Origin of the sequence: Nocardiopsis deserti (genome assembly GCF_008638355.1) — a bacterium.
Taxonomy (GTDB): domain Bacteria; phylum Actinomycetota; class Actinomycetes; order Streptosporangiales; family Streptosporangiaceae; genus Nocardiopsis; species Nocardiopsis alborubida.
This window is the reverse complement of record NZ_VWVS01000013.1, coordinates 81215-106048: the sequence shown is the minus strand read 5'-3', so window position 1 is coordinate 106048 and position 24834 is coordinate 81215. Positions and strand designations below refer to the sequence as shown.

Below are 24834 nucleotides of genomic sequence, written 5' to 3'. Positions count from 1 at the left end.
CCCCGCCCCGGGAGGCGCGAACCGAAACGGGACGCGCCCACGGCTCCGTTTCGGGAGTTCTGGGCATGATCGGTGTGTTGTGCGTCTGTCCGGCACCGAAGCACAGAAACATCGCGGACCGCCCACCGCCACACAACCCGCACGTCGCACGGGTACGCGCGACACCGCGTCACGAGACTCACACTCCTCCGGCGACGCGTCCTTGTACGTTTCAGTCTCTGGCACAGGCCAGAATTACGGACATGGCCCGTACTACTTCCCGTCCCCCCGAGGATCTCGCCGAGAAGATCATCGACATCGACGTCTCCGAGGAGATGCGCGGCAGCTTCCTGGAGTACGCCTACTCGGTCATCTACCAACGCGCGCTACCGGACGCGCGCGACGGTATGAAACCGGTGCAGCGGCGCATCCTCTACCAGATGAACGAGATGGGGCTGCGGCACGACCGCGGCCACGTCAAGTGCGCCCGCGTCGTCGGGGACGTGATGGGCCGCCTCCACCCCCACGGCGACAGCGCCATCTACGACGCGCTCGTGCGCCTGAGCCAGTCCTTCGCCATGCGCGTGCCCCTGGTGGACGGCCACGGCAACTTCGGCTCCCTGGGCGGCGACGACGCACCCGCCGCCATGCGCTACACCGAGGCGCGCCTGGACCGCGCCGCCGAGCAGCTGGTCGCCTCCATCGACGAGAACGTCGTCGACTTCCGGCCCAACTACGACGGCCAGGAGACCGAGCCCGAGGTCCTGCCCGCCGCCTTCCCGAACCTGCTGGTCAACGGCGCCTCCGGCATCGCGGTGGGCATGGCCACCAACATGGCCCCGCACAACCTGGGCGAGGTCGTCGCGGCCGCCCGCCACCTGATCGCCAACCCCGAGGCCACCCTGGAGGAGCTCACCGAGTTCGTACCGGGCCCGGACCTGCCCACCGGCGGCACCATCGTCGGCCTGGACGGCATCCGCGACGCCTACCGCAACGGCCGGGGCACCTTCAAGACCCGCGCCACCGTCGCCATCGAGAAGGTGTCCGCGCGCCGCACGGGCCTGGTGGTCACCGAGCTGCCCTACAACGTGGGCCCGGAGAAGGTCATCAGCCGGATCAAGGAGCTGGTGCAGTCCAAGAAGCTCCAGGGCATCTCGGACCTGAAGGACCTGACCGACCGCGCCCAGGGCCTGCGCCTGGTCATCGAGCTCAAGAACGGCTTCAACCCCGAGGCGGTCCTGGAGGAGCTGTACCGTCTCACGCCGATGGAGGAGTCCTTCGGCATCAACAACGTGGCCCTCGTGGACGGCCAGCCCCAGACGCTGGGCCTGCGCGAGCTCCTCGACGTCTACGTCAACCACCGCATCGACGTGGTGCGCCGCCGCAGCGAGTTCCGCCGCGCCAAGCGCCAGGAGCGCCTGCACCTGGTGGACGGCCTGCTCGTGGCCCTGCTGGACATCGACCGGGTCATCTCCCTGATCCGCGAGGCCGAGGACACCGCCGCCGCCCGCGAGTCGCTCATGGGCGCCTACGACCTGTCGGAGATCCAGGCCCGCTACATCCTGGAGACCCCGCTGCGGCGCCTGACCCGCTTCGACCGGATGGAGCTGGAGACCGAGCGGGACAAGCTCAACAAGGAGGTCGACGCCCTCACCGCGGTCCTGGAGTCGGACAAGAAGCTGCGCCGTCTGGTCTCCAAGGAGCTGGGCGACGTCGCCAAGGAGTTCGCCACCCCGCGCCGCACGCAGCTGCGCGAGAGCGACGGCGTGGCCCGCAGCGCGGTGATCCCGCTGGAGATGGCCGACAAGCCCTGCCACGTGCTGATGGGCGTGGACGGCGCGGTCGGCCGCAGCAAGGGGGCCACCGTGCCGCGCGTGTACGAGGGTCTGCGCACCCGGCACGACGCGGTCCACGTGTCCGTTCCCACCACCTCGCGCTCCGACGTCGGCCTGGTCACCGACCTGGGGCGGATGATCCGCGTGCCGGTGGTGGAGCTGCCGGAGCTGCCCGACGAGGGCGGGGACAGCCCGCCGCTGGCCTCGGGACTGGACGTGTCCGAGTTCGTCCAGCTCGACGGGGACGAACGGGTGGTGTCGGTGGTGTCCATGGACACCTCGGGCCCCGGCTTCGCCCTGGGCACGCGCGGCGGTGTGGTCAAGCGGGTCTCCCCCGACTACCCGCCCAACAAGGACGACTTCGAGGTCATGGCGCTCAGGGACGACGACCGCATCGTGGGCGTCACCCAGCTGTCCACGGGCGAGGAGGACCTGGCCTTCATCACCTCCGAGGCCCAGCTTCTGCGCTTCTCCGCGAACACCGTGCGGCCCCAGGGACGGCCCGCGGGCGGCGTGGCGGGCGTGCGCCTGTCGGAGGAGGCGCGGGTGCTGTGGTTCGGCGCCGTACCCAGCCCGCAGGACTCGGTGGTGGTCACCGTCTCGGGCACCTCCGGCGCCCTGGACGGCACCCAGGCCGGTTCGGCCAAGGTCACGCCCTTCGAGGCCTACCCGACCAAGGGCCGCGCCACCGGCGGCGTGCGCTGCCACCGCTACCTCAAGGGCGAGGACACCCTGCTGTTCGGATGGATCGGCCGCTCCCCCGCCCGCGCCGCGCGCGCGGACGGCAAGCCGGTCCGCCTGCCCGACCCGATCGACCGTCGGGACGGGTCCGGTGACGCGCTGCCCCGCGCGATCGTTACTGTAGGTAGTGGACAGACCGACTCCGGGATCACCGTTCCCGGAGCGTAAGCCTGACTCGTCTCGGAGAGCGCCGCGCGCACCGGATCCACCCGGTGCGCGCGGCGCGTCCGCGACCACGGGACAAGGGAGCGCCTCCACGTGAGCGACAACAGCGGTACCACCCCCTCCGGCGTCTTCGACGACTTCCTAGCCGCCAACGAGGACTACGCCAAGTCCTTCTCCCTCACTGGGCTCGAACCCGTCGCCGCACGCGGCCTGGGCCTGGTGACCTGTATGGACTCCAGGATCGAGCCTCTGGACATGCTCGGTTTGAAGCCCGGTGACGCCAAGATCCTGCGCAACGCCGGCGCTCGCGTGACCGACGACACCCTGCGCACCCTGGTGCTGGCGGTGTACCTGCTCGGTGTGGACCGGGTCCTGATCATGCCGCACACCCGGTGCAAGATGGCCTCGGTAGAGGGCGACGACGCCGTCCACGACCTCATCGAGGAGGAGTACGGGGTGGACACACGCAGCCTGGAGTTCCACACCGACAACGACCAGCTGGGCGCCCTCCGGCACGACCTGGAGCGCATCCGCCACCACCCGCTGCTGCCCGAGGACCTGCCGGTCGCGGGCGGGCTGTACGACGTGGACACCGGCCGGCTCACCCTGACGGACCTGTGACCCCTCCCGAGCGGAGGCGGTGACCGCGGCCGACCACGTGTGCGCCGCACGTGCGCGGGGATCTCTTCAGTGGGGCCGGAGACGCGGGAGGGCCCGGCGGGCTCCTCCCGGCGCCTCCGCCCCACACGCCCTACACGCCCCACCAGGGAATGCGACCGGTACACCGGCCGTTGTGATCCGGGACGGCCCCGCGCCGTCGGAAGGAGCACCGTGGAAGAGAACACCTACGACACCTTCAACCGCGCCCGCATGTTCATGGAACTGGGCGACCCCATCTACGCCGCCCGCACCCTCGAACCGATCGTCGAGGACGAACCCGACAGCCGCTCCCTGCTGGAGCTGCTGGGCCGCGCCTACTTCCACTCCGCGCAGCTCAACAAGGCCGAGCGGACCTTCCGCAGGATCATCGAGCTCGACCCGGTGGACAACTGGGCGCACATCGCCCTCGCGCGCACGCTGGAGCGCCAGAGCCGCCACGAGGAGGCGGCCACCTACCGGCGCATGCACGCGGTGATGTCCGGCGGCTCACTGGACTGAGCGGCCTCCCCCGGCCACCGCACCCGCGTGCGCGGGCGCACCGGGCCGGGAAACCCCTCGTCCCCGAACCGCTCCCCCGCGGCCGGACCGGCCGGAGACCCCGTCCGGGGCAGGAGCGAGGCCGGGCCCCTCTGGGCCCGGCCTCTCCCGTGTGCGGACTACGCTGCTGGGCATGGCATCCTCACCGACAGGTCCGCGGCCCGGCGACGACACCCCGTGGGTGGACCGGTGCGACGACAGCGCCCGCTCCTGGGCGGACGAGGCGGTACGCAGGGTCGTCGCCGACGCCAACCGCTCGGCCGACACCCACCTGCACGTGTTCCCCCTCCCGCCGGAGTGGGGCATCGACCTGTACCTCAAGGACGAGTCCGTGCACCCCACGGGCAGCCTCAAGCACCGGCTGGCACGCTCGCTGTTCCTGTACGGGCTGGCCAACGGGTGGATCCGGGAGGGCACCACCATCGTGGAGGCCAGCTCGGGCTCCACCGCGGTGTCGGAGGCCTACTTCGCCCAACTGGTCGGCCTGGACTTCATCACGGTCATCCCGCGCAGGACCAGCCCGGAGAAGATCGCCCTGATCGAGCGCTACGGCGGCAGGTGCCACTTCGTGGACGCCCCGCCCGCGATGTACGCCGAGGCCGAGCGGCTGGCAGCCGAGACCGGCGGGCACTACATGGACCAGTTCACCTACGCCGAGCGGGCCACGGACTGGCGCGGCAACAACAACATCGCCGAGTCGATCTTCGAGCAGCTGGCCATGGAGCGCCACCCGTGCCCGGAGTGGGTCGTGGTGGGCGCGGGCACCGGCGGCACCTCCGCCACCATCGGCCGCTACCTGCGCTACCGCCGCCTGGGCACCCGGCTGGCGGTGGTGGACCCGGAGAACTCGGCGTTCTTCCCCGGCTGGGTCACCGGCGCGCCCGACTACGCCACGGGCATGCCCTCCCGGATCGAGGGAATCGGCCGCCCCCGCATGGAGCCGAGCTTCGTGCCGTCGGTGATCGACCTGATGATGCCGGTGCCCGACGCCGCGAGCATCGCCGCGATGCGCCACCTGCACGACCGCACCGGGCTATCCGCCGGAGGTTCCACGGGCACCAACCTGTGGGGTGTGTGGCACCTGGTGGCCAGGATGCTCCGTGATGGGCGCAGGGGCAGTGTGGTCACCCTGATCTGCGACGGCGGCGAACGCTACCAGCACAGCTACTACAACGACGCCTGGGTGTCGGAGCGGGGACTGGACCCGGAGCCCTACCGCGCGACCATCGACCGGTTCCTCGCCGAGGGGGTCTGGGAACCGCCCCAGACCCCCTGAGGGACCCGGTCAGGCGTCGATGCGGGCCACGTCCAGCTCCTGGGCGCCCTGCTGGATGAAGCGGCGGCGCGGGGCGACCTCGTTGCCCATCAGCAGGTTGAACACGGCCGAGGCCTCCTCGCCCTGCTCCACCCGGATCCGGCGCAGGGTGCGGTGGCGCGGGTCCATGGTGGTCTCGGCCAGTTGGTCGGCGTCCATCTCGCCCAGGCCCTTGTAGCGCTGCACCGGCTCCTTCCAGGAGATCTTGCGCTTCTCCAGGTCCAGCAGCGTGCGGGAGAGCTCGGCGTCGGAGTAGGTGTAGATGTAGCGGTCCTCGGGCTTGCTGCCGCGCTTGCGCCGGGTGTTGGTCAGCTCGATGCGGTGCAGCGGCGGCACGGCCGCGTACACCCGCCCGGCCTCCAGCATCGGCCGCATGTAGCGGTAGATGAGCGTGAGCAGCAGGCAGCGGATGTGCGCGCCGTCCACGTCGGCGTCGGCCATGAGGATGATGCGGCCGTAGCGGGCCGCGTCGATGTCGAAGGTGCGCCCCGAGCCGGCGCCGACCACCTGGAGGATGGCCGCGCACTCGGCGTTCTTGAGCATGTCGGTGACCGAGGACTTCTGCACGTTGAGGATCTTGCCCCGGATCGGCAGCAGCGCCTGGAACTCCGAGTCCCGGGCCAGCTTGGCGGTGCCCAGCGCCGAGTCGCCCTCGACGATGAACAGCTCGCTGTGCTCCAGGCCCTCGCTGCGGCAGTCCACCAGCTTGGCGGGCAGCGCCGAGTTCTCCAGGGCGGTCTTGCGCCGCTGGGTCTCGCGCTGCTGGCGCGCGGCCAGGCGGGCCTTGGCGGCGCCGACCACCTTCTCCAGGACGCTGCGCGCCCTGGCCTTCTCCACCTTCTTGGTGGAGGTCAGGAACTCGCGCAGCTCCTTGCCGACCACCTGGGAGACGATCCTGGTCGCCGCGGAGGTGCCGAGGATCTCCTTGGTCTGGCCCTCGAACTGGGGCTCGGGCAGACGGACGGTGACGACCGCGGTGAGCCCCTCCTGGGTGTCGTCCTTGGTGACGGGGTCGTCGCTGTTCCTCAGCAGCTTGGTGGTGCGCAGCTGCTCGTTGATCACCCGCACCAGGGCCCGCTCGAAGCCGTTGATGTGGGTGCCGCCCTTGGGGGTGGCGATGACGTTGACGAAGGAGCGCACGGTGGTGTCGTAGCCCGTGCCCCAGCGCAGGGCCACGTCCACGTCCAGGCGGCGCTCGACGTCGGCGGGCACCATGTGCCCGGCGTCGTCCAGGACCGGGACGGTCTCGGTGAAGTTGCCGCTGCCCTGGATGCGCAGCACGTCGCTGACCGGCTCGTCGGGGGCCAGGAAGGTGCAGAACTCGCCGATGCCGCCGTCGAAGCGGAACTCCTCCTCGTAGGCGGGTTCCCCCTCCACGCGCTCGTCGCGCACGGAGATGGTCAGCCCCGGCACCAGGAACGCGGTCTGGCGGGCCCGGTCCAGGAGCGCCTCGCGGGCGATGTCGGCGTCCTTGAGGAAGATCTGCATGTCCGGCCAGAACCGGACGCGGGTGCCGGTGATCTTCTGGGCCACCTTGCGGACCTGCTCCAGGCCCGAGACGGGCGTGAACTCGGCGTCGGGGCCGGATCCGGCGAAGCGGCCGGGGATGCCCCGGCGGAAGCTGATCGCGTGGGTGTGGCCCTGGCGGTCGACCTCGACGTCCACGCGGGCCGACAAGGCGTTGACCACCGAGGCGCCGACGCCGTGCAGGCCGCCGGAGGCGGTGTAGGAGCCGGAGCCGAACTTGCCTCCCGCGTGGAGCTTGGTCATGACCAGTTCCACACCGGACAGGCCGGACTTGGGCTCGGCGTCCACGGGGATGCCGCGTCCGTCGTCGCTCACCGACACGGACCCGTCGGAGTGCAGTGTGACGTCGATCCGGAGGCAGAAGCCGCCCAGGGCCTCGTCCACGGAGTTGTCGATGATCTCCCACATGCAGTGGGTGAGGCCGCGGCTGTCGGTGGACCCGATGTACATGCCCGGCCGTTTGCGCACCGCCTCAAGACCTTCGAGGACCGACAGGTGTCGGGCGGAGTAATCCTCGGGGTCGTGGATGGCTGCGGTCAAGGCGGTCACTCGGACATCTCCTGCGTCTTCAGGGCCATCAGGGCGCTGTGCGGTGCGTGCCCTTTGTACCGCGCCGCACTGACGAATGGGGGGGCGGCGTGCCGGTCGCTTGCTACCGCCGGGACATGGCGGGAGGACGGGGGCCTGCCCCGCGCGAGACTACCACCTCCGGTGGATGCGACCCGGATGCTCCCCTTTTCCTGGGATGCAGAGCCAAGAGGCGGGTACAACAAGGACATGAGACGACATCCAGGCATCAACCAGGCAGATTCCGCTGTCGGCGTACACGGGACCAGGTTGGGAACGTCCTGGTCGGGTTAAATGTTGTCAGAGGTGACTAACGCCGAGTATTGAGGATGGCGAAGTGACTGGAACCCTTGCCCCCACCCAGCCGCTGACGGCTGCTGACCGTTGCGACCGCTGTGGTGCGCAGGCTTACGTCCGGGTGCTGCTGAACTCCGGCGGCGAGCTGCTGTTCTGCGCCCACCACATGCGCAAGCACGACGACTCTCTCCGCAAGATCGCCTCGGACATCCAGGACGAGACCGACAAGCTCACCGAGAGCAAGACGGACGAGCGTTAGCCACAGAGCACAACAGAACAGGCCTGAACACCGGCGGCGGCTCCCCTCAGGAGCCGCCGCCTTCGTGCGAGCCCTCCCACACACGGCTGTGGTACCGGGACACCTCGGCGAACCCCGCGCGCCCGTACAGCCGCAGCGCCGGGACGTTGTCGGCGACCACGCACAGGTAGGCCCGCCGCGCGCCGCGGTCGTGCCCCCAGCGCAGCAGGTCGGCCAGCAGCCCGGCGGCCACGCCGCGTCCGCGCGCCGCGGGGTCGGTGAACATGGCGCAGACCGCCACCGACTCCCCGTCCAGTACCGCCGCGCCCCGCCCCAGGCCCCGCTCGGCCACCCCGTAGGCGGCGTCGACCCGGCCGAGGATGCGCGCGGCCTCGGGAGCAGGCCACCCGGGTCCGGGTGAGGTGGACACCGAGGACGTGCCCGGGGCCTCGGGGCGCCCACCGAGGTCGCGGGCCAGGACCAGGGAGGGCTCCACCACCGCGTAGCCGTGCTCCGCCAGCCTCCGGTCGACCTCCTCCTCGCCCGGCCACACCTGCACGCAGGGCCTCAGCCCGCGCCCGGTGTAGTAGGCGGTGACCTCCGCGACCCGCGCGTCCGGGTCCAGTACGAGCGCGCAGTTGGCGCGCTTGGTGATCCCCTCGGCGAAGCCGAACCGCCAGCCGCCGCGCTCCTCCACCTCGAACGGCGGCCAGTCCCGCGTCACCCGCCGCGCCCACTCGTGCACGCCCGCTCCCCTCTCCCGAAGCCGCCGATACTATCCGGTGGGCTCACGGCGCCCGAAGGCGCGCCCCCGATAGGGGCGCCCGGGGGGTGTGGGCACCCGGCGGACCGTCGTGGCAGCGTTCCTGACACGGCATCCTCCCGGCACCGAGGATGACGGCATGCGCTCCACTTCCCGAAAGGGCCCTTCCACGTCCGGCCCCCTGAGGACGGCCCTGCTCCGCGACCTGCCGGGACGGGCCGAGGCCCCCGTGCCCGGCCCCCTCCCCGGCCGCTGGCCGACCGCCGTCTCGCTGGCGGCTGCTCCGCCGCTGCTCCTGGCGGGCGAGCTGGCCAAGGCGCCGCACCACTTCTACTTCCCGGACCAGATCGCGGCGTACTCCAGTGATCCCGGCCAGATGACCTGGGGGTACGGGCTCTGGTTCGCCGGGCTGCTGTTCCTGGTGCCCGCCTTCGCCGGACTGGCCACCGCGATCGCCGGGACCCGGCCCGCGCTGGGCGCCGCTGCGGGGATCGTGTGTCTGCTCGGCCTGATGGCGGCGGCCTTCTTCGAGGGCGCCAACTTCGTCGCCCTCCAGCTCGCCGGCGCCCACTCCCCGGAGCTGGCCACCGCGTTCGTCGAGTACCTCTATCCCCGTGCGCACGTGGTGTACGCGCTGGTGTGGGCCCCCAACCTGGGCTGGGTGCTCCTGGCCGCGGGGCTGCTCGCGACCCGCTGTGTGGGCCCGGTCCGCTTCCTGTGCGTCCTGTCGATGGCGCTGCACGCCAACGGCATCCTCAAGGGCTTCAGCCTCGCGGGCACCGCCCTGGACGTCCTGCTGTGCGTCGCCTTCGTCACCCTCGCCGTCCAGGTCCTCCGGCGCCGGACGCCATCCCCGCACACGCCTTAGGGCATGTCCGGCGGACACATACCCTGCTGCGCGACGCCCCAACACAACCCTCGCGGCGTTCTCATCAGTCGACAGCCAAACCAGGATGACTCCTTCTTCGGCCTTGCGAGAGCCGCACTGGATGCGCCGCTCGCGACGGGCAGCGTCCACCGAACACGCCCTAGCATGGGCGGGTACCCGACCACCGCCTCCACCTGGGAAGTTCCACCATGCTCATCCTGCTGCCGCCGTCCGAGGGCAAGGCCGCCTCCGGCGAGGGGCCCCGTCTCGACCTCGGGACGCTGACCCTTCCGGAGCTGACCGGGGCCCGCGAGCGGGTCATGGCGGCGTTGGCGGACCTGTGCTCGGGGCCCGAGGAGACCGCGCTGGAGACCCTGGGGATCAGCGCCAGGCAGGCCGACGCGCTCAAGCGCAACCTGGACCTGGCCACCGCGCCGACGCTGCGGGCGGCCGACCTGTACACGGGCGTGCTCTACGACCGGCTCGGCCTCCCCGACATCCCCGACGCCCGGGTCCTGATCTTCTCCGGCCTGTGGGGCGTGGTCGGGCCCGCCGACCGGCTGCCCCCGTACCGCCTGTCCATGGGCGTGAAGCTGCCGCCCCTGGGCGGCCTGGGCTCCTACTGGCGCCGGGCGGCCGCCGCGCCCCTGGACGAGCTCACCGGGGGGCAGCTCCTGGTCGACTGCCGCTCGTCCACCTACGCCGCCGCCTACGCTCCGGGCACCGGCGTGGCCGTCAGGGTGCTACGCGAGCGCACGGTGGACGGGGTCGCCAGGCGCACGGTGGTCAGCCACATGGCCAAGGCCACCCGTGGCGACATCGCCCGCTCCCTGCTGCTGGAGGGCGTGGACGCCGCCACCCCCGAGGAGCTGGTGTCGGCCCTGCGCGACCTCGGGCACACCGTGGAACTGCCCGACCAGCGCGTCCTGAACGTCGTCGTCCGCGACTGAGGGACGGCAGCCGGGCGCGGGCCGCGGCGGCGGATCCGCGCCCGTCCGCGTGCGCCCGGAGCAGCCCCTCGGGCACACGGAAACGGGGAGCAGCCGGAGGCCACTCCCCGTCACATAACGACTCGGTATCGCGACTTTATGCCGCACCTACAGTACGTGCGGCACGATGGACACCGTCGGATGGATGACACAGCGCTTGGGAGAAAGGACGCTCCCGGGCGCGACTGGCACCCCGGAGCACCAACGGGGGCTGCTCCGGCACACGCGGACGTCGCCACAGCCGCGCGGACCCGGGGGCACCGGTCCCGGGTCAGCGCGCCCCGCCTTCGGGCAGGGGCGCGGACCCGGGACCGACCCGGTTCTCCTCGGCCGCGGGTCAGCGGTCACAGCCGCCGACCGGCCGACCACCTGGGCGGATCTAGTCCAGGTAGTCGCGGAGCACCTGCGAACGCGACGGGTGGCGGAGCTTCGACATCGTCTTGCTCTCGATCTGCCGGATGCGCTCACGGGTGACCCCGTAGACCTTGCCGATCTCGTCTAAAGTCTTCGGCTGGCCGTCGGTGAGACCGAAGCGCATGGACACCACGCCCGCCTCGCGCTCGGACAGGGTGTCCAGCACCGAGTGCAGCTGCTCCTGGAGCAGGGTGAAGCTGACCGCCTCGCCCGGCTGGATCGCCTCGGAGTCCTCGATGAGGTCACCGAACTCGCTGTCGCCGTCCTCGCCCAGCGGGGTGTGCAGGGAGATCGGCTCGCGGCCGTACTTCTGCACCTCGACGACCTTCTCGGGGGTCATGTCGAGTTCCCTGGCCAGCTCCTCCGGGGTGGGCTCGCGGCCCAGGTCCTGGAGCATCTGGCGCTGGACGCGGGCCAGCTTGTTGATGACCTCGACCATGTGCACCGGGATGCGGATGGTGCGCGCCTGGTCGGCCATGGCCCGGGTGATCGCCTGGCGGATCCACCACGTGGCGTAGGTCGAGAACTTGAAGCCCTTGGTGTAGTCGAACTTCTCCACCGCGCGGATCAGACCGAGGTTGCCCTCCTGGATCAGGTCCAGGAAGAGCATGCCGCGGCCGGTGTAGCGCTTGGCGAGCGAGACCACGAGCCGGAGGTTGGCCTCCAGCAGGTGCTTCTTGGCGCGGCCGCCGTCCTCGGCGATCCACTCCAGCTCGTCGCGCAGCTCGACGGTGAGGAGTTCGGCCTCCTCGGCCAGCTTCTCCTCGGCGAAGAGGCCGGCCTCGATCCGCTTGGCGAGCTCGACCTCCTGCTCGGCGTTGAGCAGCGGGACCTTGCCGATCTGCTTGAGGTAGTCCTTGACCGGGTCCGCCGTCGCACCCGCGGCCACGACCTGCGCCGCGGGGGCGTCGTCATCGTCGTCGTAGAGGACGAAGGACTCGTCCTCGTTGGCGGGCTTGGCCGGCGCGCCCACGGCCTCGGGCTTGGCGGGCTTGAGGTCCTTGTCCGCCGGGTCCGGGGTGTCCTCGACCAGCTCCAGCTCGGCGCCGGTGTGCTCGAGGTCGTCCAGGCCGTCCTCGTCCTCGTCGAACTCGCCGTCCGCCGCGAGTCCGATCTCCTTGGCCGCCGTCTTCTTGGTGGCGGCGGCCTTGAGGCCGGTGGCCTTGGCGGCCGGACCCTTGGCCGCGGTGGTCTTGGCGGCCTTGGCCGCGGTCTTCTTGGGCGCCGCCTTCTTGGCGGGCTTCTTGGCCGCGGGCTTCTTCTCCGCCTTGCTGGCGTCGCCCTCGGTGTCCTCGACGGAGCCGACCACGGCGGTGACCGTCTCGGTCTGCTCCTGGGCCGCCGCCGCGCGCACGGGCTTGGCGGCCCTGCTCGCCGCGGTGGTCTTGGTGGACCTGGTCGAGGTGGACCGCGTGGCCGCCGCCTTGCGCCGCGGTGCCTTGCGCCGGGAGGAGGCCGACTCGGGAACGAGTACGGTCACGCCCTCCTTCGCGAGGCTGCGGAGCACGGACTGCGCCTGCGACATCGGGATTTCGGCCTCTTCGAAGGCACGGCGCACGTCCTCGGGCTCAAGGAAGCCCTGGGACCGCCCACGCTCGATCAGCTGCTGAATGACGGGCTCTTGCAGTGACTCGGACTGCTTCGAGCGAGTCGAACTGGCAGATGACACAAACACCTCTCGAACGGACGTGTGGCGAGATTGTCGGACCCGGTGGTCCGCCTGGCCGGGACCGGGCACTGCGCCCTCTCCCACCTGCGGCCTGGGATCGTCCCCACTGGGGCGGGGAAGCCGTTGGTCTTTCAAGCGTATGCGCTCTCCAGGGTCGTCCCCGTCCAGCGTATGCGCTCCTGGAGGTCACCCCCGCAGAGGATCACCCCTGCATCGCGGGGCGGAACGGCTTCTTCACTGTAGGCAAGGCAATGGACTTGTTCGTACGGTCTGTCATCGGTCTACCGCCGGTCCACCGGCACGGCGCGGACCGGTGCGCACCGGTCCGCCACAGACCGGTGTCCACCAGTTCGCCTCGAACCGGCACTATCGCTCCGACACGGAGTCGATCACCGGAAGCTGGACGGCGAGCAGAGTGACGTCATCGTCCTGCTCATACCCATCGAGCATGCTCTCAACAAGGTACTCCAGCATCTGCTGTGGATCGCCCACCACCTCCGAAGGGGCCGAGGACGCCACGTGGACGAGCTCGTCGAGTCCGGAGTCGACGGACCGTTTGCGGTTCTCAACCAGTCCATCGGAGTACAGGGCGACAGTGTTACCGGGTTGGACGAAGAATTTGTGGTGGCCCCTCGGGGAGCTGACCCCCAGCGGCGTGTCGGGTTCGGTGTCGAGCAGTGACGGCCGCGCGCCGCCCGCCACGACCAGCGGCGGGAGGTGTCCCGCGTTGCTGAGGTCGAGCTGCCCGGTAACCGGGTCGAGCACGAAGTAGACCAGCGTGGTGACCTGGTCCATACCCTCCGTGGCCGAGAACATGCGGTCCAGGCCGGCCAGGACGTCGGCGGGTTCGGGCATGGAGAAGGCCAGGGCGCGCAGCGCGTTGCGGATGCGGCTCATGCCGGCCGCGGCCGGGATGCCCTTGCCCATGACGTCGCCGAGCACCCCCGCGACGCGTCCGTCGGGCAGCGGGAAGGCGTCGTACCAGTCGCCGCCGACCTGCACGTTCTGCGACCCGGACCGGTAGTAGGCGGCCAGGCGCACGCCGCGCACCTCGGGCAGTTCCTCGGGCAGCAGGCTGCGCTGGAGCTCCTCGGCGGTGCTGTGCTCCTGCTCGTAGAGGGTCGCGCGGCCGATGGCCAGCGCGCACTGCCCGGCCAGGGCCTCCAGGAACACGCGCTCGTCGTCGGAGACCTCGCGCGGGGTGGAGAAGGCGAAGCGCAGCGCGCCGATGGGGCGCCCCGCGGTCATCATCGGCAGCGCGATCCAGGCCCGCTCGGGCGTGGACCCGACGAGTTCGTCGACCTCGGGCGCTCCGTCGAACAGCGCGCCCAGCTCGGCCGGGTTGGCGGCCAGGCGGGGCAGCCGGTCGGCGACCGCCAGGGCGGCGATGTCGGGGTGGTCCGCGGGGAAGGAGGAGCGGGGCAGCTGGTGGGCGTGCGCGGCGGCGATGGTGCGCAGCCGCAGGCGGTCGCGGTCCAGCAGCACGACGCAGGTGTGGTCGGCCCCCACCCCGGAGCGGCCGATCTCGGACATGGCGTTGACGACCTCGTCGGCGGTGAGCGCCTCGGCCAGGTCGGAGGTGGCCTTCTGGAGGCGGGCGGTGCGCATGGCCGCCTCGCTGAGCTGCTGGTTGAGGCGCTGGCGGAGTTCGTCGGCCTCGCGCTCGTTGGTGATGTCGGCGAGGGTGCCGACCCATTCGGCGGTCCGCGTGCCCTCCATGACCGGGTGGGCCCTGGCCCGGTAGTGGCTGTAGCCGCCCGAGCGGGTGCGCACGCGGAACATGGCGTCGAAGGGGGTGACGTCGAGGACGGAGTCCTCCCAGGCGCGCTCGACGCGGGGACGGTCCTCGGGGTGGAGGGCGTCGAGCCAGCCCCGGCCCAGGTAGTGCTCCAGTTCCTGACCGGTGACGGCCCGCCACTGGGGGCAGTCCTCGCGGATCTCGCCGCCGGGTCCGGCGGCCCAGACGATCTGGTTGCCCGCCTGGAGCAGGGCGCGCAGCCGCTGCTCGTCGCGGCGCACGGCGGCACCGTCGTCGACGGGTTCGGACCCGTCACCGCCGGGGACCGCGATGAGGGCGACGTACTCCTCGTCCGTGCCCGGTTCGGTGACGGGGAACCAGGTCAGGTCCCACAGCTGCCCCGCGGGGGTGCGGTGGCGTCCGCGGACGGTCCGCCCCCTCTCGCGCACCTGGGCCAGGCGGGTCCGGTGGTCGGCGGCCGCGTCGTGGTCGCCGCTCTCCTCCAGCAGGTCGCCGGGGTCGCAGCCCAGGCACTCGGCGGGGGCGCGCCCCAGGACGTCGGCGGCCAGGCGCTGGTTGATCGTGCCGAGGAGGTCGTCGGGGTCGAGCAGTGCGAACCCGATCGGGGAGTCGGTGAGGAGGGATCTGACCGCGTCGGGAAGTTCCGCCCTGCTGACCCGGGGCGGCGGAATGGACGTCTCGGCGCTCAACTGCTCGACACCTCCGGAACCGTCGATTCCCCAGCCGTGTTTCGTTGGGGGGTGCTGCCTGGGCCGCGCGGCCCCTGTCGACCGGCCGCCCATGGCGTGAAAGCCGGAAGTCGCGCGGCGCCGAAGGTGATCGGGGGGCTCCGCGGCTCCCGGGAGTCACGCTCGATGACTCCTCTCGGCCGCTGTCACGGCTCAAGCATAAGACACAGCCGTCCACGCGCAACGGCCGTCGTGGAGGGACGCCGTCCGCGGACGTGGAAGGTAAACAATAAGCCACCCGCCGGTCGCGTCACAGCGGACGAGGTGTTTCGGCTGCGTGTTTTCCGCCAATTCCCGGCGATGGGTGTTCGCGGGAGGTTTGCGTTCACCACTCGGGGCCAGGGACGTTATGTGCCCGAAACACCCTTTTCGCCTTGTTGAACTGCGATGATGCTGGTGTTCGGGTAAACGATGCGTCCCGGAGGTTTTATCAACAGCGTGCCGGGAGAGGGGTTGACACTCCGTCCAGAACAAGTGAAATGGGTGGAGGTCACCGTCCAGGCCATCTTCAGCTAGGGGTGTGAGCGAGAATGCTCCAGACCTTCCCGGTCCAGGATCTCAGTCGGATCTCGGCACGGCTCCACGACGAGTTCAGTGCCCTGTCCCACCGATGTGTCGAACGCTGCGTCAGCGACACCTGGAACTGCGTCGAACACCTGGGCATCACGGTCACGCCACACCTGGTCGAGCGGGTCGCCCGCGAGCACCTGGAGGCGATGGTGAACTCCGTGCCGCCCTCCCCACCAGCCAGGAAGTCGGCGCGCAGGTCGGCCGCGGGCCTGTTCGGCGGCCACCGGGGCCTACCGAGACCGCGCTGAACGCGGCGGCCACCGCGAGGGTTGCTACCTCCCCCGGGAGGAGCCGACCCCCGGTCGTACCCGGCCCCGCCGGGGCGCCGCCGCCGGTTCGCGGGAACGGAAGAGCGCACACCCGGGGCTGGCATACGCTCGGGTGGTGCCCTCCCCGATGTCTCCGTCCCCAGGTTCCGAACCGGTTCCCCGCGCCGTCTTCGACGAGATGCTGCGCGCCGCCAGAGCTCTGCTGGCCATGCGCCACCCCCTCGACGCCGAGCTGGCCTTCAGCGAGCTGCTCGGCACCTGGTGGGGGGAGCGGGTCCCCGGCGTGGACGTGGAGAGGCTGCTCGGTGAGGGCCTGGTCGCGCACGCCACCGCCTCCGGCAAGCCCGCGGGGCTGGGCGTGCTCGCGGCGGTCACCGCCCTGGGCACCTCGTCCGAGCAGCGGAGCCTGGCCGAACAGGGGATGATCGCGCTCCGCGAGCGCGGCCTCCAGGTGCCGGTGTGGGCCTCCCAGCTCGGCGTGGTCACGCCGGTGGCCGTCTACGTCAGCACCGACCAGTTCGGCGACACCGAGGACTTCGTGTGCGTGTTCAGCCGCGACGGCGACCGCCCCGGCCACCCGGGGTCGCTGCCGCCCGAGCACGCGCTGATCCTGGTGCTGGACCACAACGGCGGCGGCGTGCTGCGGGACGCCTGGGTGACCACCAAGGTCGAACAGCTGCTGGAGGGCTGCCGGGCCAGGGCCGAGACGGACGAGTTCGCCCGGTTCACGCAGGTGGAGCTGACCGAGGCTCGCGCCCTGCTGTCGCGGGCCCTGGAGCGCACGGAGCAGGTGGTGGCTGGCGCGTCGGCCGACCGGGCCTCGGGAGCACTCGTGGAGCCGGTGGGGCTGAAGGTCTCCGACCTGACCGGGGGGTCGCTGGCCGCGCACTTCGCGCTGGCCAACGCGCGGGTGCGGTCCCTGCCCGCACCTCCCGAGGGGGTGGACCCCTTCCCCGCCCCGGTGTGGCGGCGCGACCGGCGAGCGGTGCTGGCCGCGCGCTTCCTGGCCTCGGACGAGGCCGCCGAGCTCTCCGACTCCTACGCGGCGAGCCGCTGCGCCGACCACATCATCGCGCACGGCTGCGACGTGGACGGCGGTCGGCCGATGCGCGTCAGTCCGCGCAAGGTGGAGTCCTTCCTGCTGCACTGGCTGCCCGGCCGGGTCGTGCTGCTGCCCGAGGAGCAGGAGGCCATGCCGCACGTGCTGGCGGCGTGGGTGCGCTGGGCGGGCGGACGCGGCGGGCTGCCGGAGGTGGCGGTGGGCGCGGCGCTGGACGCGGTGTGGGAGTCCACCTCGGAGTTCACCCGCACCTACCGCGATCCGGCGCGCCCGCTGGGGCTGCGACAGGAGGCGGTGCGGCGGCTGATGCCGGACGGCGACTTCGCGTCGCTGGCGCGGCGGATGTTCGCGTTCCCGCTGCTGGCGAGCGAGCTGGTGACGTGGGCGCCGGAGGAGTTCGACCCGGACACGGCCCGGGGCCGAAGGGCGCTGCTGCGGTTGGACCACTACGGCGAGTACGAGGCGGCCACACCGCACAGCGGCCGCCACTCCAGCGGACAGGACCGGTGGTACCGGCCGGTGACCGGCGACGACCCCGAGCGGGAGCGGGAGCTGGACCGGCACGAGCGCCTGGCCCGACGGCTGTGGCACGGCAGGCCCGCGAACCTGTGGGCGGCGGCGCGCCGGATGCTGGACCGCGGCGTGGACCGGCCCAGCGTGCTGGCCGCGCTGGGCGAGGTGCTGGACTCCGCCTCGGGCGAGAGCGACCTGCGCCGCCGCCTGGACGCGCTGTAGGCGGCGCCCACCCCGGGGCCGCGCTCCGCCTGTGCCGCCCGACGCCCGAACCGCCCTACTCCAGCATGCGCTCGCGCAGCTGCTCGACGGTGGCGTCGGAGAGCTTGAGGCCCTCGGTGACGTAGGCGTCGAAGGAGCCGTGGACCTCGTCCACGTGGGCGAAGGCGGTCTCCAGGTACTCGGCGCGCACCCGTGTCATGGGGACGACCTCCTCCCAGGTCAGGGCGCTGTGCCGGGCGAGCCTGCGCATCCACTCGTCGGTGTTGGCCTGGCGCTCGTTGCTGGCCAGGTAGTCGGCGACCACGGTCTCGCGCTCCACGCCCAGCAGGCCGAGCAGCAGGGCGGCGCCCCAGCCGGTGCGGTCCTTGCCCGCGCTGCAGTGGAAGACCAGGGAGGCCGGTCCCCGGGCCACCCGCTCGACCAGCTCGCGGTACCCGGTGAGCGCCTCGGCGTCGGTCACGAGCTCCCGGTAGACGCCGTGCATGAAGCGGTCGGCGGCGCCGTCGGCGAACATGAGGCGGGCCTTCTCGGGATCGGCGAGGGCCAGGGAGAAGTTGGCTCCGGCCGCCTCGGGGTCCTGCACAGCCACGACCGCGTACTCGGCGCCCTCGGGGACGACGTCGGGCAGGGTCTCGCGCTCGTGCGGGGTGCGCAGGTCGACGAGCTGGCGGATGCCCAGGCCGTTGTAGACCGGCAGCTCGTCCGCGGCGATCGCGTGCAGGGCGTCGGAGCGGTACACGAGTCCGCGGCGGACCGTGCGGCCCGAGGCCGTACGGTGCCCGCCGAGGTCGCGGAAGTTGGGGGCGCTGGAGAGGAGGAAACCGTCGTTCGTCACCCTGGTGACGATACCCACCCTCCCCGGCGCCCCGTCAGCCGACGTCCGCCCTCCCCCGGCCGGGCCCGGGGTCAGGCGCCCCCGCGCATGGCGGTGATCTGCTCCCCCGCCTCCTTGACGTCCTTGGCGGTGTCCACTCCGCGCCAGAAACCGTCGATGCGGTAGGCGGCCAGACGCCCCTCCTTGGCCAGGTCGGGGAAGGTGGAGGACTCGTGGTCGCCCTTGGTCGGCAGCAGCGGGGTGATGCCCGGCTCGAACAGGTACACCCCGGCGTTGATCCACACCGGCAGCAGCGGGCTCTGGGTGAACCCCTCGATCCGGTCCTGGTCGTCCACGTCCACGATGCCCCAGGTCGTGCGGAACTGGGCCAGGGCCAGGGTGGCCAGGCCGCCCCGCTCCCGGTGGTGGGCGGTCATCTCGTCCAGGGGGAACCAGGTGAGCACGTCGCCGTTGAGCGCGAAGTAGGGGGCGTCCGGGTCGTGCAGGCCGGTGGAGGCGAAGCGCAGGGCTCCGCCGCGGCCGAGCGGCTCGTCCTCGACCAGGAGCGTGACCCGCGGGCCGCCCTCGCGGCCCTCCAGGTACTCGCGCAGGACCTCGGCCTTGTAGCCGCAGGAGACCACGACGTGTTCGACGCCGTGACCCGTGAGCCACTCCAGCTGGTAGTCGATGATGGGCCGTCCGGCCACCTCCACCATCGCCTTGGGGCGGGTGTCGGTGTAGGGCCGCAGCCGGGTGGCCTGGCCACCGGCGAGGATGAGCGCCTGGGTGACGGGGGGCGCGGAGGAGGAAGTGGGTGCAGCGGTCATGATCCGGACACTAGCAGCACGCCTGTGCGCGTCCCCTCTGGTCTACTGCGTCGCCTCGGCGTAGGCCTTGCGGACGTCGACGCTGGTCAGCACGGTGAGTTCGGCGGCGGTCGCGGCCTCGCCCAGCTCCTGGGACACGCGCAGGTCGCGGTGGGAGCACGCCTTCTCGAACAGGGAGCGGGCGAAGCGGCCGTTGCCGAGCTCGTCGATCCACCCGGCCTCGCACACGTGCGCGAAGATGCTGCGCAGGTCCTCGCGCGCGGTGTCGTCGAAGGCGTCGCCGGTGCGGGCGGCCACCGCCTCGGCGATCTCGGTGAGCTCGTCGGCGGTGTAGGAGGGGAAGCGCACCCGCACGTTGAACCGCGAGGACAGTCCGGCGTTGGAGGCCAGGAAGCGCTCCATCTCCGCCGGGTAGCCCGCGAGCACGACCACGAGCCGGGAACGGTCGTCCTCGGCCCGCTTGAGCAGGGTCTGGATGGCCTCGGAGCCGAAGGCGTCACCGCCGCTGTAACCGGGGTTGACCAGGGAGTAGGCCTCGTCGACGAACAGCACGCCGCCCAGCGCGCGGTCCACGAGCCGGTTGGTCTTGACCGCCGTGGCGCCCAGGTGCTCGCCGACCAGGTCGGCGCGCTGGGCCTCGACCACGTCGGCGCGGCCGAGCAGGCCCAGCGCCGCGAAGACCCGGCCGAGCACCCGGGCGACGGTGGTCTTGCCGGTGCCGGGCGGGCCGGAGAACACGAAGTGCCGCATGGGCGCCTGGTTGAGCAGCCCCTGCTCCTCACGGAGCTTGGCCACCCGCAGCTGGGCCACGATGGAGCGGACCTGCTCCTTGACCGGCTCCAGGCCGATCATGGCGTCCAGTTCGGCCAGCGCCTCCCCGATGCCGGGCGCCTCGCCGAAACCGGGCAGGCGGGAGGTCAGTTCCCGGTGGGCGGCCTCCACGTCCGAGGCCCGGACGGTGATGAGGTCCTCGGCCTCGGGGCGGGGCGCGGGCTCCGCGCCGTCCACCCCGGCGGTGACCACGCGCACGTCGCGGGCCTGGGCGGCCTTCTCGACCACCGAGCGGGCGAAGCGGCCGTTGCCGAGCTCGTCGACCACCTCGCGCTGGACCACCTGGTCGAACCTTCGCCGCAGCGCCTGGGCGGCTCCGTCGTCGAGGGTGTCGCCGCGCTGGTGGACGAGGGACTCGGCGATGCGGAACAGCTCGTCGGCGCTGTAGCTGGGAAAGCTGATGCGGGTGGCGAAGCGCGAGGCCAGACCGGGGTTGGAGGCCAGGAAGGCGTCCATCTCCTTCTCGTACCCGGCAAGGACGACGACGAGTTGGTCGCGGTCGTCCTCGGCTCGCTTGAGCAGGGTCTGCACGGCCTCGTTGCCGAACCGGTCGGCCTGGCCGTCGCCCTCGTTGACCAGGGAGTAGGCCTCGTCCACGAACAGCACGCCGCCCAGCGCCCGGTCGATGAGCTCGTTGGTCCTGATGGCGGTCGCGCCCAGGTACTCCCCCACGAGGTCGGCGCGCTGGGCCTCGACCACGCGGGAGGTGGGCAGCAGCCCGAAGGAGTGGAAGATGGTGGCCAGGGTGCGGGCGACGCTGGTCTTGCCGGTACCGGGCGGGCCGGAGAAGACCAGGTGGCGCAGGGGCCGCTCGACGGGGAAGCCCGCGTCGGCGCGCAGGCGGGCCGCCTCGATGGAGGCGGCGATCCCGCGCACCTGCTGTTTGACCGGGTCGAGACCGACCATGTCCTCCAGTTCGGCCAGGGCCTGGTCGACCGGGACGGGCTCGTCGTCGGTGGCCGCGGCGGAGGCTCCGCGCGAGCCGGCGCCGGTGCGCCCGCGCAGCGGCCGGGTGCGGCCCTCGGCGCCGTCCTGGCCCCCGGCTGCGGGCGAAGGGCCCGAACCGCCGTTGCGGCGCGACACGGGCATGGACTTGGCGGTCTCGCGCCGGTTGGCCTCGCTCTCCCGGTGGATCTGGCGGGAGGCCGACAGCCGCCACAGCAGGCAGGCGCCCGCGGCGGCGTAGAGCAGGATGATCCCCCAGGAGGCGGGGAAGGGCTCGACGACCAGTCCGACCAGGGCCAGGGAGAACCCGGCGATGAGCCCGGCGGTCAGCGAGAGCACGGTGGTGTGCCAGACGGGGAACTCGCGCGCCCGCCCGGCGGCCAGGACCACCAGCAGGGGCAGGGGCAGGACCAGCAGCGTGACGGGTTCGCCGGTGAGGGGGATCTGGAAGAGGGGGACGGACACCGCGAGCCAGAGCACGCACACCATGACGGTGGCGAAGGCGTCGACGGAGCGCATGAGGGCGGCCAGGACCGTCAGCAGGACCAGGGCCGCGGTGACCGCGCCGAAGACGGATGTGCCCGTGACGAACGCGACGACGGCGACCACGGTCAGCAGGACCAGGGCGGACACGAGCCGTCGGCCGAGGGGGATCCGGTGGTAGAGGGCGCGCAGGCGGTCGAGTCCCGAGGCGCGTCCCGGCTCCGCGGCGGCGGTGGAGCGCATCTCACGCGTCATCCATGCACCTTCCTGCGTGGGGGTCCGTGGCGGTCGGCTCTCCTGACCGGCGGGGGTCGGGGCGGGGGGCGTCGGGGGGCCGACGTCCACAGCCACAGCCTTGCCCCAAGTGGGGCGGATGTCCAGTGCGGGACCGCGTGTCGTGCCCCCTGGCCGGGGGCGGCCCGGGGCCCGCGGGTCCGGTGCTCACAGCAGGGGGAGCTGCCCGCCGGAAGCGGGGCGGACCCTGCGCAGGTGCTTCCATCGGGGCAGGTCGTCGAGGTAGGCCCAACTCATGCGGTGGTGCGGGGTGGGTCCGGACTCGGCCAGGGCGGCGCGGTGCACGGGCGAGGGGTACCCGGCGGCCCGCTCGAACCCGTAGCCCGGGTGGTCGGCGGCCAGGTCGGCCATGAGGGCGTCGCGGTGGACCTTGGCCAGGATCGCGGCGGCGGCGACGCTGACGCAGGCCAGGTCGCCCTTGACGCAGGTGCGCACCCGCCAGGGGCGGCCGATGAAGTCGTGCCTGCCGTCGAGGATGACGGCGTCGGGCCGCGGGGAGAGCGCGTCCAGGGCGCGGCGGGAGGCCCGGTGCAGCGCCTCGGTCATGCCGACCTCGTCGATCTCCTCGGGGGAGGACCAGCCGAAGGCGTGGTCGGCGACCCAGGGTCGCAGCTGGTCGGCGATCTCCCGACGGCGTCTGGGGGACAGGCGCTTGGAGTCGGTCAGCCCGGAGGGCGGGGCGCCCTCACCGGGGACGGCGGCGCAGACCAGGAGCGGCCCGGCCCAGGCGCCGCGGCCCACCTCGTCCACTCCGGCGACCACCCGCGCGCCGGAGGAGCGGAGTTCGTCCTCCAGCTCGTAGGTGGGTGCGGCGGGCGGCGGGGCGGGCGTGGATGTGGTCGGCACAGTATCCACCTTAGGGTGTGCCGCGCGGACGCCGTGCGGGGCAGGGCGTCCGCGCGCGGGACCCCGCCCCCCAGGGGGGAGGGCCTCGCGGGGAAGGCCTCAGGCCGCTCGGGCCGCCGTCGGGGCCGCCAGCGCACCGGCACACGGCCCGGCACGCGAAGGGCGCGGACCGCGGCCCCGGAACCCGCGCGCCCGGAGCCGATCCCGGACGAGAAGTCCTCGCACGCGCCCTTTTGCGCGACTCGCCGACCACCACAAGAGGTTACAGGCCATCACCTTGTGTAGTTTCCGCTTGTCAGGACCGCCGGCCGCCGGGAGGAATGGACATGCAGCGCGCCAGGCCGTATCCGCGGCCACGGATCTCCCGGAGACGCCTCCACGACGTCGCCGCCGCCCTCGTCCGGGTGGGCGTCGGATGGATGTTCACCGAGTACGGGCTCGCGCTGCGCGACCGGGAGGCCGCGGTGGCCGAGCACCTCGCCGCGGCCGGGTTGGGCGCGCTGTCCCCGGCCGCGGGGGCGCTGCCCGCCCTGCTCGTGGCGCTCTCGATCGCCTTCGCCGTGGGCCTGCTCACATGGCTGACGGGTCCCCTGCTCGCCGCCGCGGCCGTGCTCGGCGCCCTCGCGGCGGGCGCCCCCGATCTGGCGCCCTTCTCCTCGTGGGGCACGACGTCACTGGTCACGGCGGTGTGCGTGCTGATGGCGGTGAGCGGCGGACGCTGGTCCTGGGACCACCTCGTCCTCTCGCCACGCGTCAACGTGCGGCACCGGAAACACCGCCGTCGGCCGTCCGGAATCCGCGGGAAAGACGGCGGCGTTTCCCCGCGTCTCCCCGAACACGCCCCGCCACTGCTCTATCCTGTGGAACAGGCCGTGCTTCGGCGGCCGTATCGACTGTGACGCGGCCCCCTGCGGCCCCTCTTCCCGTTCGCTCCGGGTCCGCGTCCCCATGACACGGATTCGGTGGGGGGAACGCCATGTCCGCCGCAGCTTCCGGCCCGGCCCCTGACAGGTCCCTGGCCAAGCTGATCGAGATCGCGGAGAAGCCGACGCTCGGCCAGCGCCTGATCAGCTGGGCCTCCCGTCCGCCCGGCCGGCTCTACATCCCCGCCTGCGGCGTGGTCGGCCTGGTCCTGCTCTTCGAGGACAGCGTCCCCGGCGGACACCTGCCCACGTTCTTCGCCGCCCTGGTGGGCGGCCTGCTGCTCGCCGGGATGGGCGCGCTGCGCCTGGGCATCGCCCTGGCGGTGGCCCGCCCGATGATCCGCCACTACTGGCTGCGCTGGGTGTCCGCTCCGGTGATCGCCGCCGCCGCGATCGGCCTGGCCGTGGCCGACGTCCCGCTCCAGAGCCGGATCAGCGCCTCCGCCGACCAGCTGCTCTCGCTGCGCGAGGACACCGACGGCCGCACCTCCATCCCGCTCAACGGCGAACGGGTGGGGCTGTACTCGCTGCGCAGCGTCTCGGCGTACGAGGGCGTCACCCACTACGCCGTTGAGGGATCAGGGCTGTTCAGCCCCTCCGGTCTGGCCCACAGCGCCGAGCAGATCCCCGAGGGCGTCTTCGTCCCCGGGCAGGGCTCCAGGATCTACGAGCACGTGTCGGGCGACTGGTACGTCTGGGTCAACCACTGACCGCGCCCACGCACCCGTGATCCGCCCGCCGCGCCACCGCCCGCCGCGCCACCGCGCGGCGGGCGGCCGCGTTTTCACCCTCACCTTGCCGGTCCTTGTCCCCCTCCAACCCTGCTCTCACCCTCGCCGGGTACACAGGGACGCAACCCCCCGGGGGAGAGCCGCAGGTCCTCCCTCTCCGGCAGCGCCGCCAACCCTGAGAAGAGGCACCATGCGCGAGTTCGCGCTCACCCTCCACGTGCGCATCCACGACTCGATCACCGCGCTGCGCCGCGCCCACGCGCTCGGCGACGACGACCTGGCCAGCGCACAGGCGGGCGAGGTCGAGGACCTGGTCGAGATCGCCGCGCGGAACGGGATCGACATCGCCGGTGGCTACTCCTCCCTCTCCCCCGTCGCCTGAGCCCAGGACGGAGGAAGGACCCGCGACCGCTCCCGGTCGCGGGTCCTCATCTCGTCCCCGGTCCCGCCCAGCG

Annotated in this window: 20 protein-coding genes; 12 read left to right on the top strand and 8 right to left on the bottom strand. The window is 72.2% G+C overall.

What is annotated here, in order from left to right; genetic code table 11:
* Positions 1–242: 242 nt before the first annotated feature.
* The 4 genes from FYW99_RS17310 (at position 243) to FYW99_RS17295 (ending at position 5193) form a co-directional block, all read left to right on the top strand.
* The gene (locus FYW99_RS17310; protein ID WP_150253064.1) at positions 243–2723 is read left to right on the top strand and encodes a DNA gyrase/topoisomerase IV subunit A; all 2481 of its coding nucleotides are present in this window, start codon (positions 243–245) and stop codon (positions 2721–2723) included.
* 90 nt (positions 2724–2813) lie between these two features.
* Positions 2814–3341: a beta-class carbonic anhydrase gene (locus tag FYW99_RS17305; RefSeq protein ID WP_150253063.1), complete on the top strand. Its 528-nt coding sequence runs from the start codon at positions 2814–2816 to the stop codon at positions 3339–3341.
* 210 nt (positions 3342–3551) lie between these two features.
* Positions 3552–3878: a tetratricopeptide repeat protein gene (locus FYW99_RS17300; protein WP_017565283.1), complete on the top strand. Its 327-nt coding sequence runs from the start codon at positions 3552–3554 to the stop codon at positions 3876–3878.
* A 172-nt stretch (positions 3879–4050) separates the two neighbouring features.
* The gene (locus tag FYW99_RS17295) at positions 4051–5193 is read left to right on the top strand and encodes an L-cysteine desulfhydrase Cds1 (protein WP_150253062.1); all 1143 of its coding nucleotides are present in this window, start codon (positions 4051–4053) and stop codon (positions 5191–5193) included.
* Between the two features lie 9 nt (positions 5194–5202).
* On the opposite strand, the gene FYW99_RS17290 is transcribed toward FYW99_RS17295, so the two are convergent.
* Positions 5203–7308: a DNA gyrase/topoisomerase IV subunit B gene (locus FYW99_RS17290; protein WP_150253061.1), complete on the bottom strand. Its 2106-nt coding sequence runs from the start codon at positions 7306–7308 to the stop codon at positions 5203–5205.
* A 355-nt stretch (positions 7309–7663) separates the two neighbouring features.
* On the opposite strand from FYW99_RS17290, the gene FYW99_RS17285 reads away from it, so the two are divergent.
* On the top strand, positions 7664–7882 hold the full coding sequence (locus FYW99_RS17285; protein ID WP_013154321.1) for a DUF7455 domain-containing protein: 219 nt from the start codon (positions 7664–7666) through the stop codon (positions 7880–7882).
* 46 nt (positions 7883–7928) lie between these two features.
* Here the strand turns inward: FYW99_RS17285 and FYW99_RS17280 are convergent, their stop codons facing one another.
* Positions 7929–8606 carry a GNAT family N-acetyltransferase gene (locus FYW99_RS17280; protein WP_150253060.1) on the bottom strand — a complete coding sequence of 226 codons (678 nt, stop codon included), beginning with the start codon at positions 8604–8606 and terminating at the stop codon, positions 7929–7931.
* Between the two features lie 157 nt (positions 8607–8763).
* Here FYW99_RS17280 and FYW99_RS17275 point away from each other — a divergent pair, with 157 nt between their 5' ends.
* Positions 8764–9492, top strand: a complete 729-nt coding sequence (locus tag FYW99_RS17275; protein ID WP_150253059.1) for a hypothetical protein — start codon at positions 8764–8766, stop codon at positions 9490–9492.
* Positions 9493–9701: 209 nt separating this feature from the next.
* The gene (gene yaaA, locus FYW99_RS17270; protein WP_150253058.1) at positions 9702–10442 is read left to right on the top strand and encodes a peroxide stress protein YaaA; all 741 of its coding nucleotides are present in this window, start codon (positions 9702–9704) and stop codon (positions 10440–10442) included.
* 418 nt (positions 10443–10860) lie between these two features.
* Here the strand turns inward: yaaA and FYW99_RS17265 are convergent, their stop codons facing one another.
* Complete coding sequence (locus FYW99_RS17265; protein WP_150253057.1) at positions 10861–12564, bottom strand: RNA polymerase sigma factor; 1704 nt, start codon at positions 12562–12564, stop codon at positions 10861–10863.
* A 366-nt stretch (positions 12565–12930) separates the two neighbouring features.
* The gene (locus FYW99_RS17260) at positions 12931–15012 is read right to left on the bottom strand and encodes a SpoIIE family protein phosphatase (protein WP_150253056.1); all 2082 of its coding nucleotides are present in this window, start codon (positions 15010–15012) and stop codon (positions 12931–12933) included.
* Between the two features lie 569 nt (positions 15013–15581).
* On the opposite strand from FYW99_RS17260, the gene FYW99_RS17255 reads away from it, so the two are divergent.
* Positions 15582–15869, top strand: coding sequence for a hypothetical protein (locus FYW99_RS17255; protein WP_017565293.1), 288 nt, complete (start codon positions 15582–15584; stop codon positions 15867–15869).
* A 199-nt stretch (positions 15870–16068) separates the two neighbouring features.
* Complete coding sequence (locus tag FYW99_RS17250) at positions 16069–17685, top strand: hypothetical protein (protein ID WP_150253267.1); 1617 nt, start codon at positions 16069–16071, stop codon at positions 17683–17685.
* Positions 17686–17740: 55 nt separating this feature from the next.
* Here FYW99_RS17250 and FYW99_RS17245 read toward each other — a convergent pair whose 3' ends face one another.
* From FYW99_RS17245 to FYW99_RS17230, 4 genes are all read right to left on the bottom strand, one after another.
* Positions 17741–18538: a tyrosine-protein phosphatase gene (locus FYW99_RS17245; RefSeq protein WP_150253055.1), complete on the bottom strand. Its 798-nt coding sequence runs from the start codon at positions 18536–18538 to the stop codon at positions 17741–17743.
* 53 nt (positions 18539–18591) lie between these two features.
* Complete coding sequence (locus tag FYW99_RS17240; RefSeq protein ID WP_150253054.1) at positions 18592–19326, bottom strand: nucleotidyltransferase family protein; 735 nt, start codon at positions 19324–19326, stop codon at positions 18592–18594.
* Between the two features lie 42 nt (positions 19327–19368).
* Positions 19369–21840, bottom strand: a complete 2472-nt coding sequence (locus FYW99_RS17235) for an AAA family ATPase (protein ID WP_150253053.1) — start codon at positions 21838–21840, stop codon at positions 19369–19371.
* A 186-nt stretch (positions 21841–22026) separates the two neighbouring features.
* Positions 22027–22725: a ribonuclease HII gene (locus FYW99_RS17230; protein ID WP_150253052.1), complete on the bottom strand. Its 699-nt coding sequence runs from the start codon at positions 22723–22725 to the stop codon at positions 22027–22029.
* Between the two features lie 326 nt (positions 22726–23051).
* Here FYW99_RS17230 and FYW99_RS17225 point away from each other — a divergent pair, with 326 nt between their 5' ends.
* The 3 genes from FYW99_RS17225 to FYW99_RS17215 all read left to right on the top strand — a co-directional run bounded on the left by FYW99_RS17225 (position 23052) and on the right by FYW99_RS17215 (position 24761).
* Positions 23052–23624 carry a DoxX family protein gene (locus FYW99_RS17225; RefSeq protein WP_150253051.1) on the top strand — a complete coding sequence of 191 codons (573 nt, stop codon included), beginning with the start codon at positions 23052–23054 and terminating at the stop codon, positions 23622–23624.
* Positions 23625–23701: 77 nt separating this feature from the next.
* Complete coding sequence (locus tag FYW99_RS17220; protein ID WP_150253050.1) at positions 23702–24358, top strand: hypothetical protein; 657 nt, start codon at positions 23702–23704, stop codon at positions 24356–24358.
* Positions 24359–24569: 211 nt separating this feature from the next.
* Complete coding sequence (locus tag FYW99_RS17215; RefSeq protein WP_013154335.1) at positions 24570–24761, top strand: hypothetical protein; 192 nt, start codon at positions 24570–24572, stop codon at positions 24759–24761.
* The last annotated feature ends 73 nt before the right edge of the window (positions 24762–24834 follow it).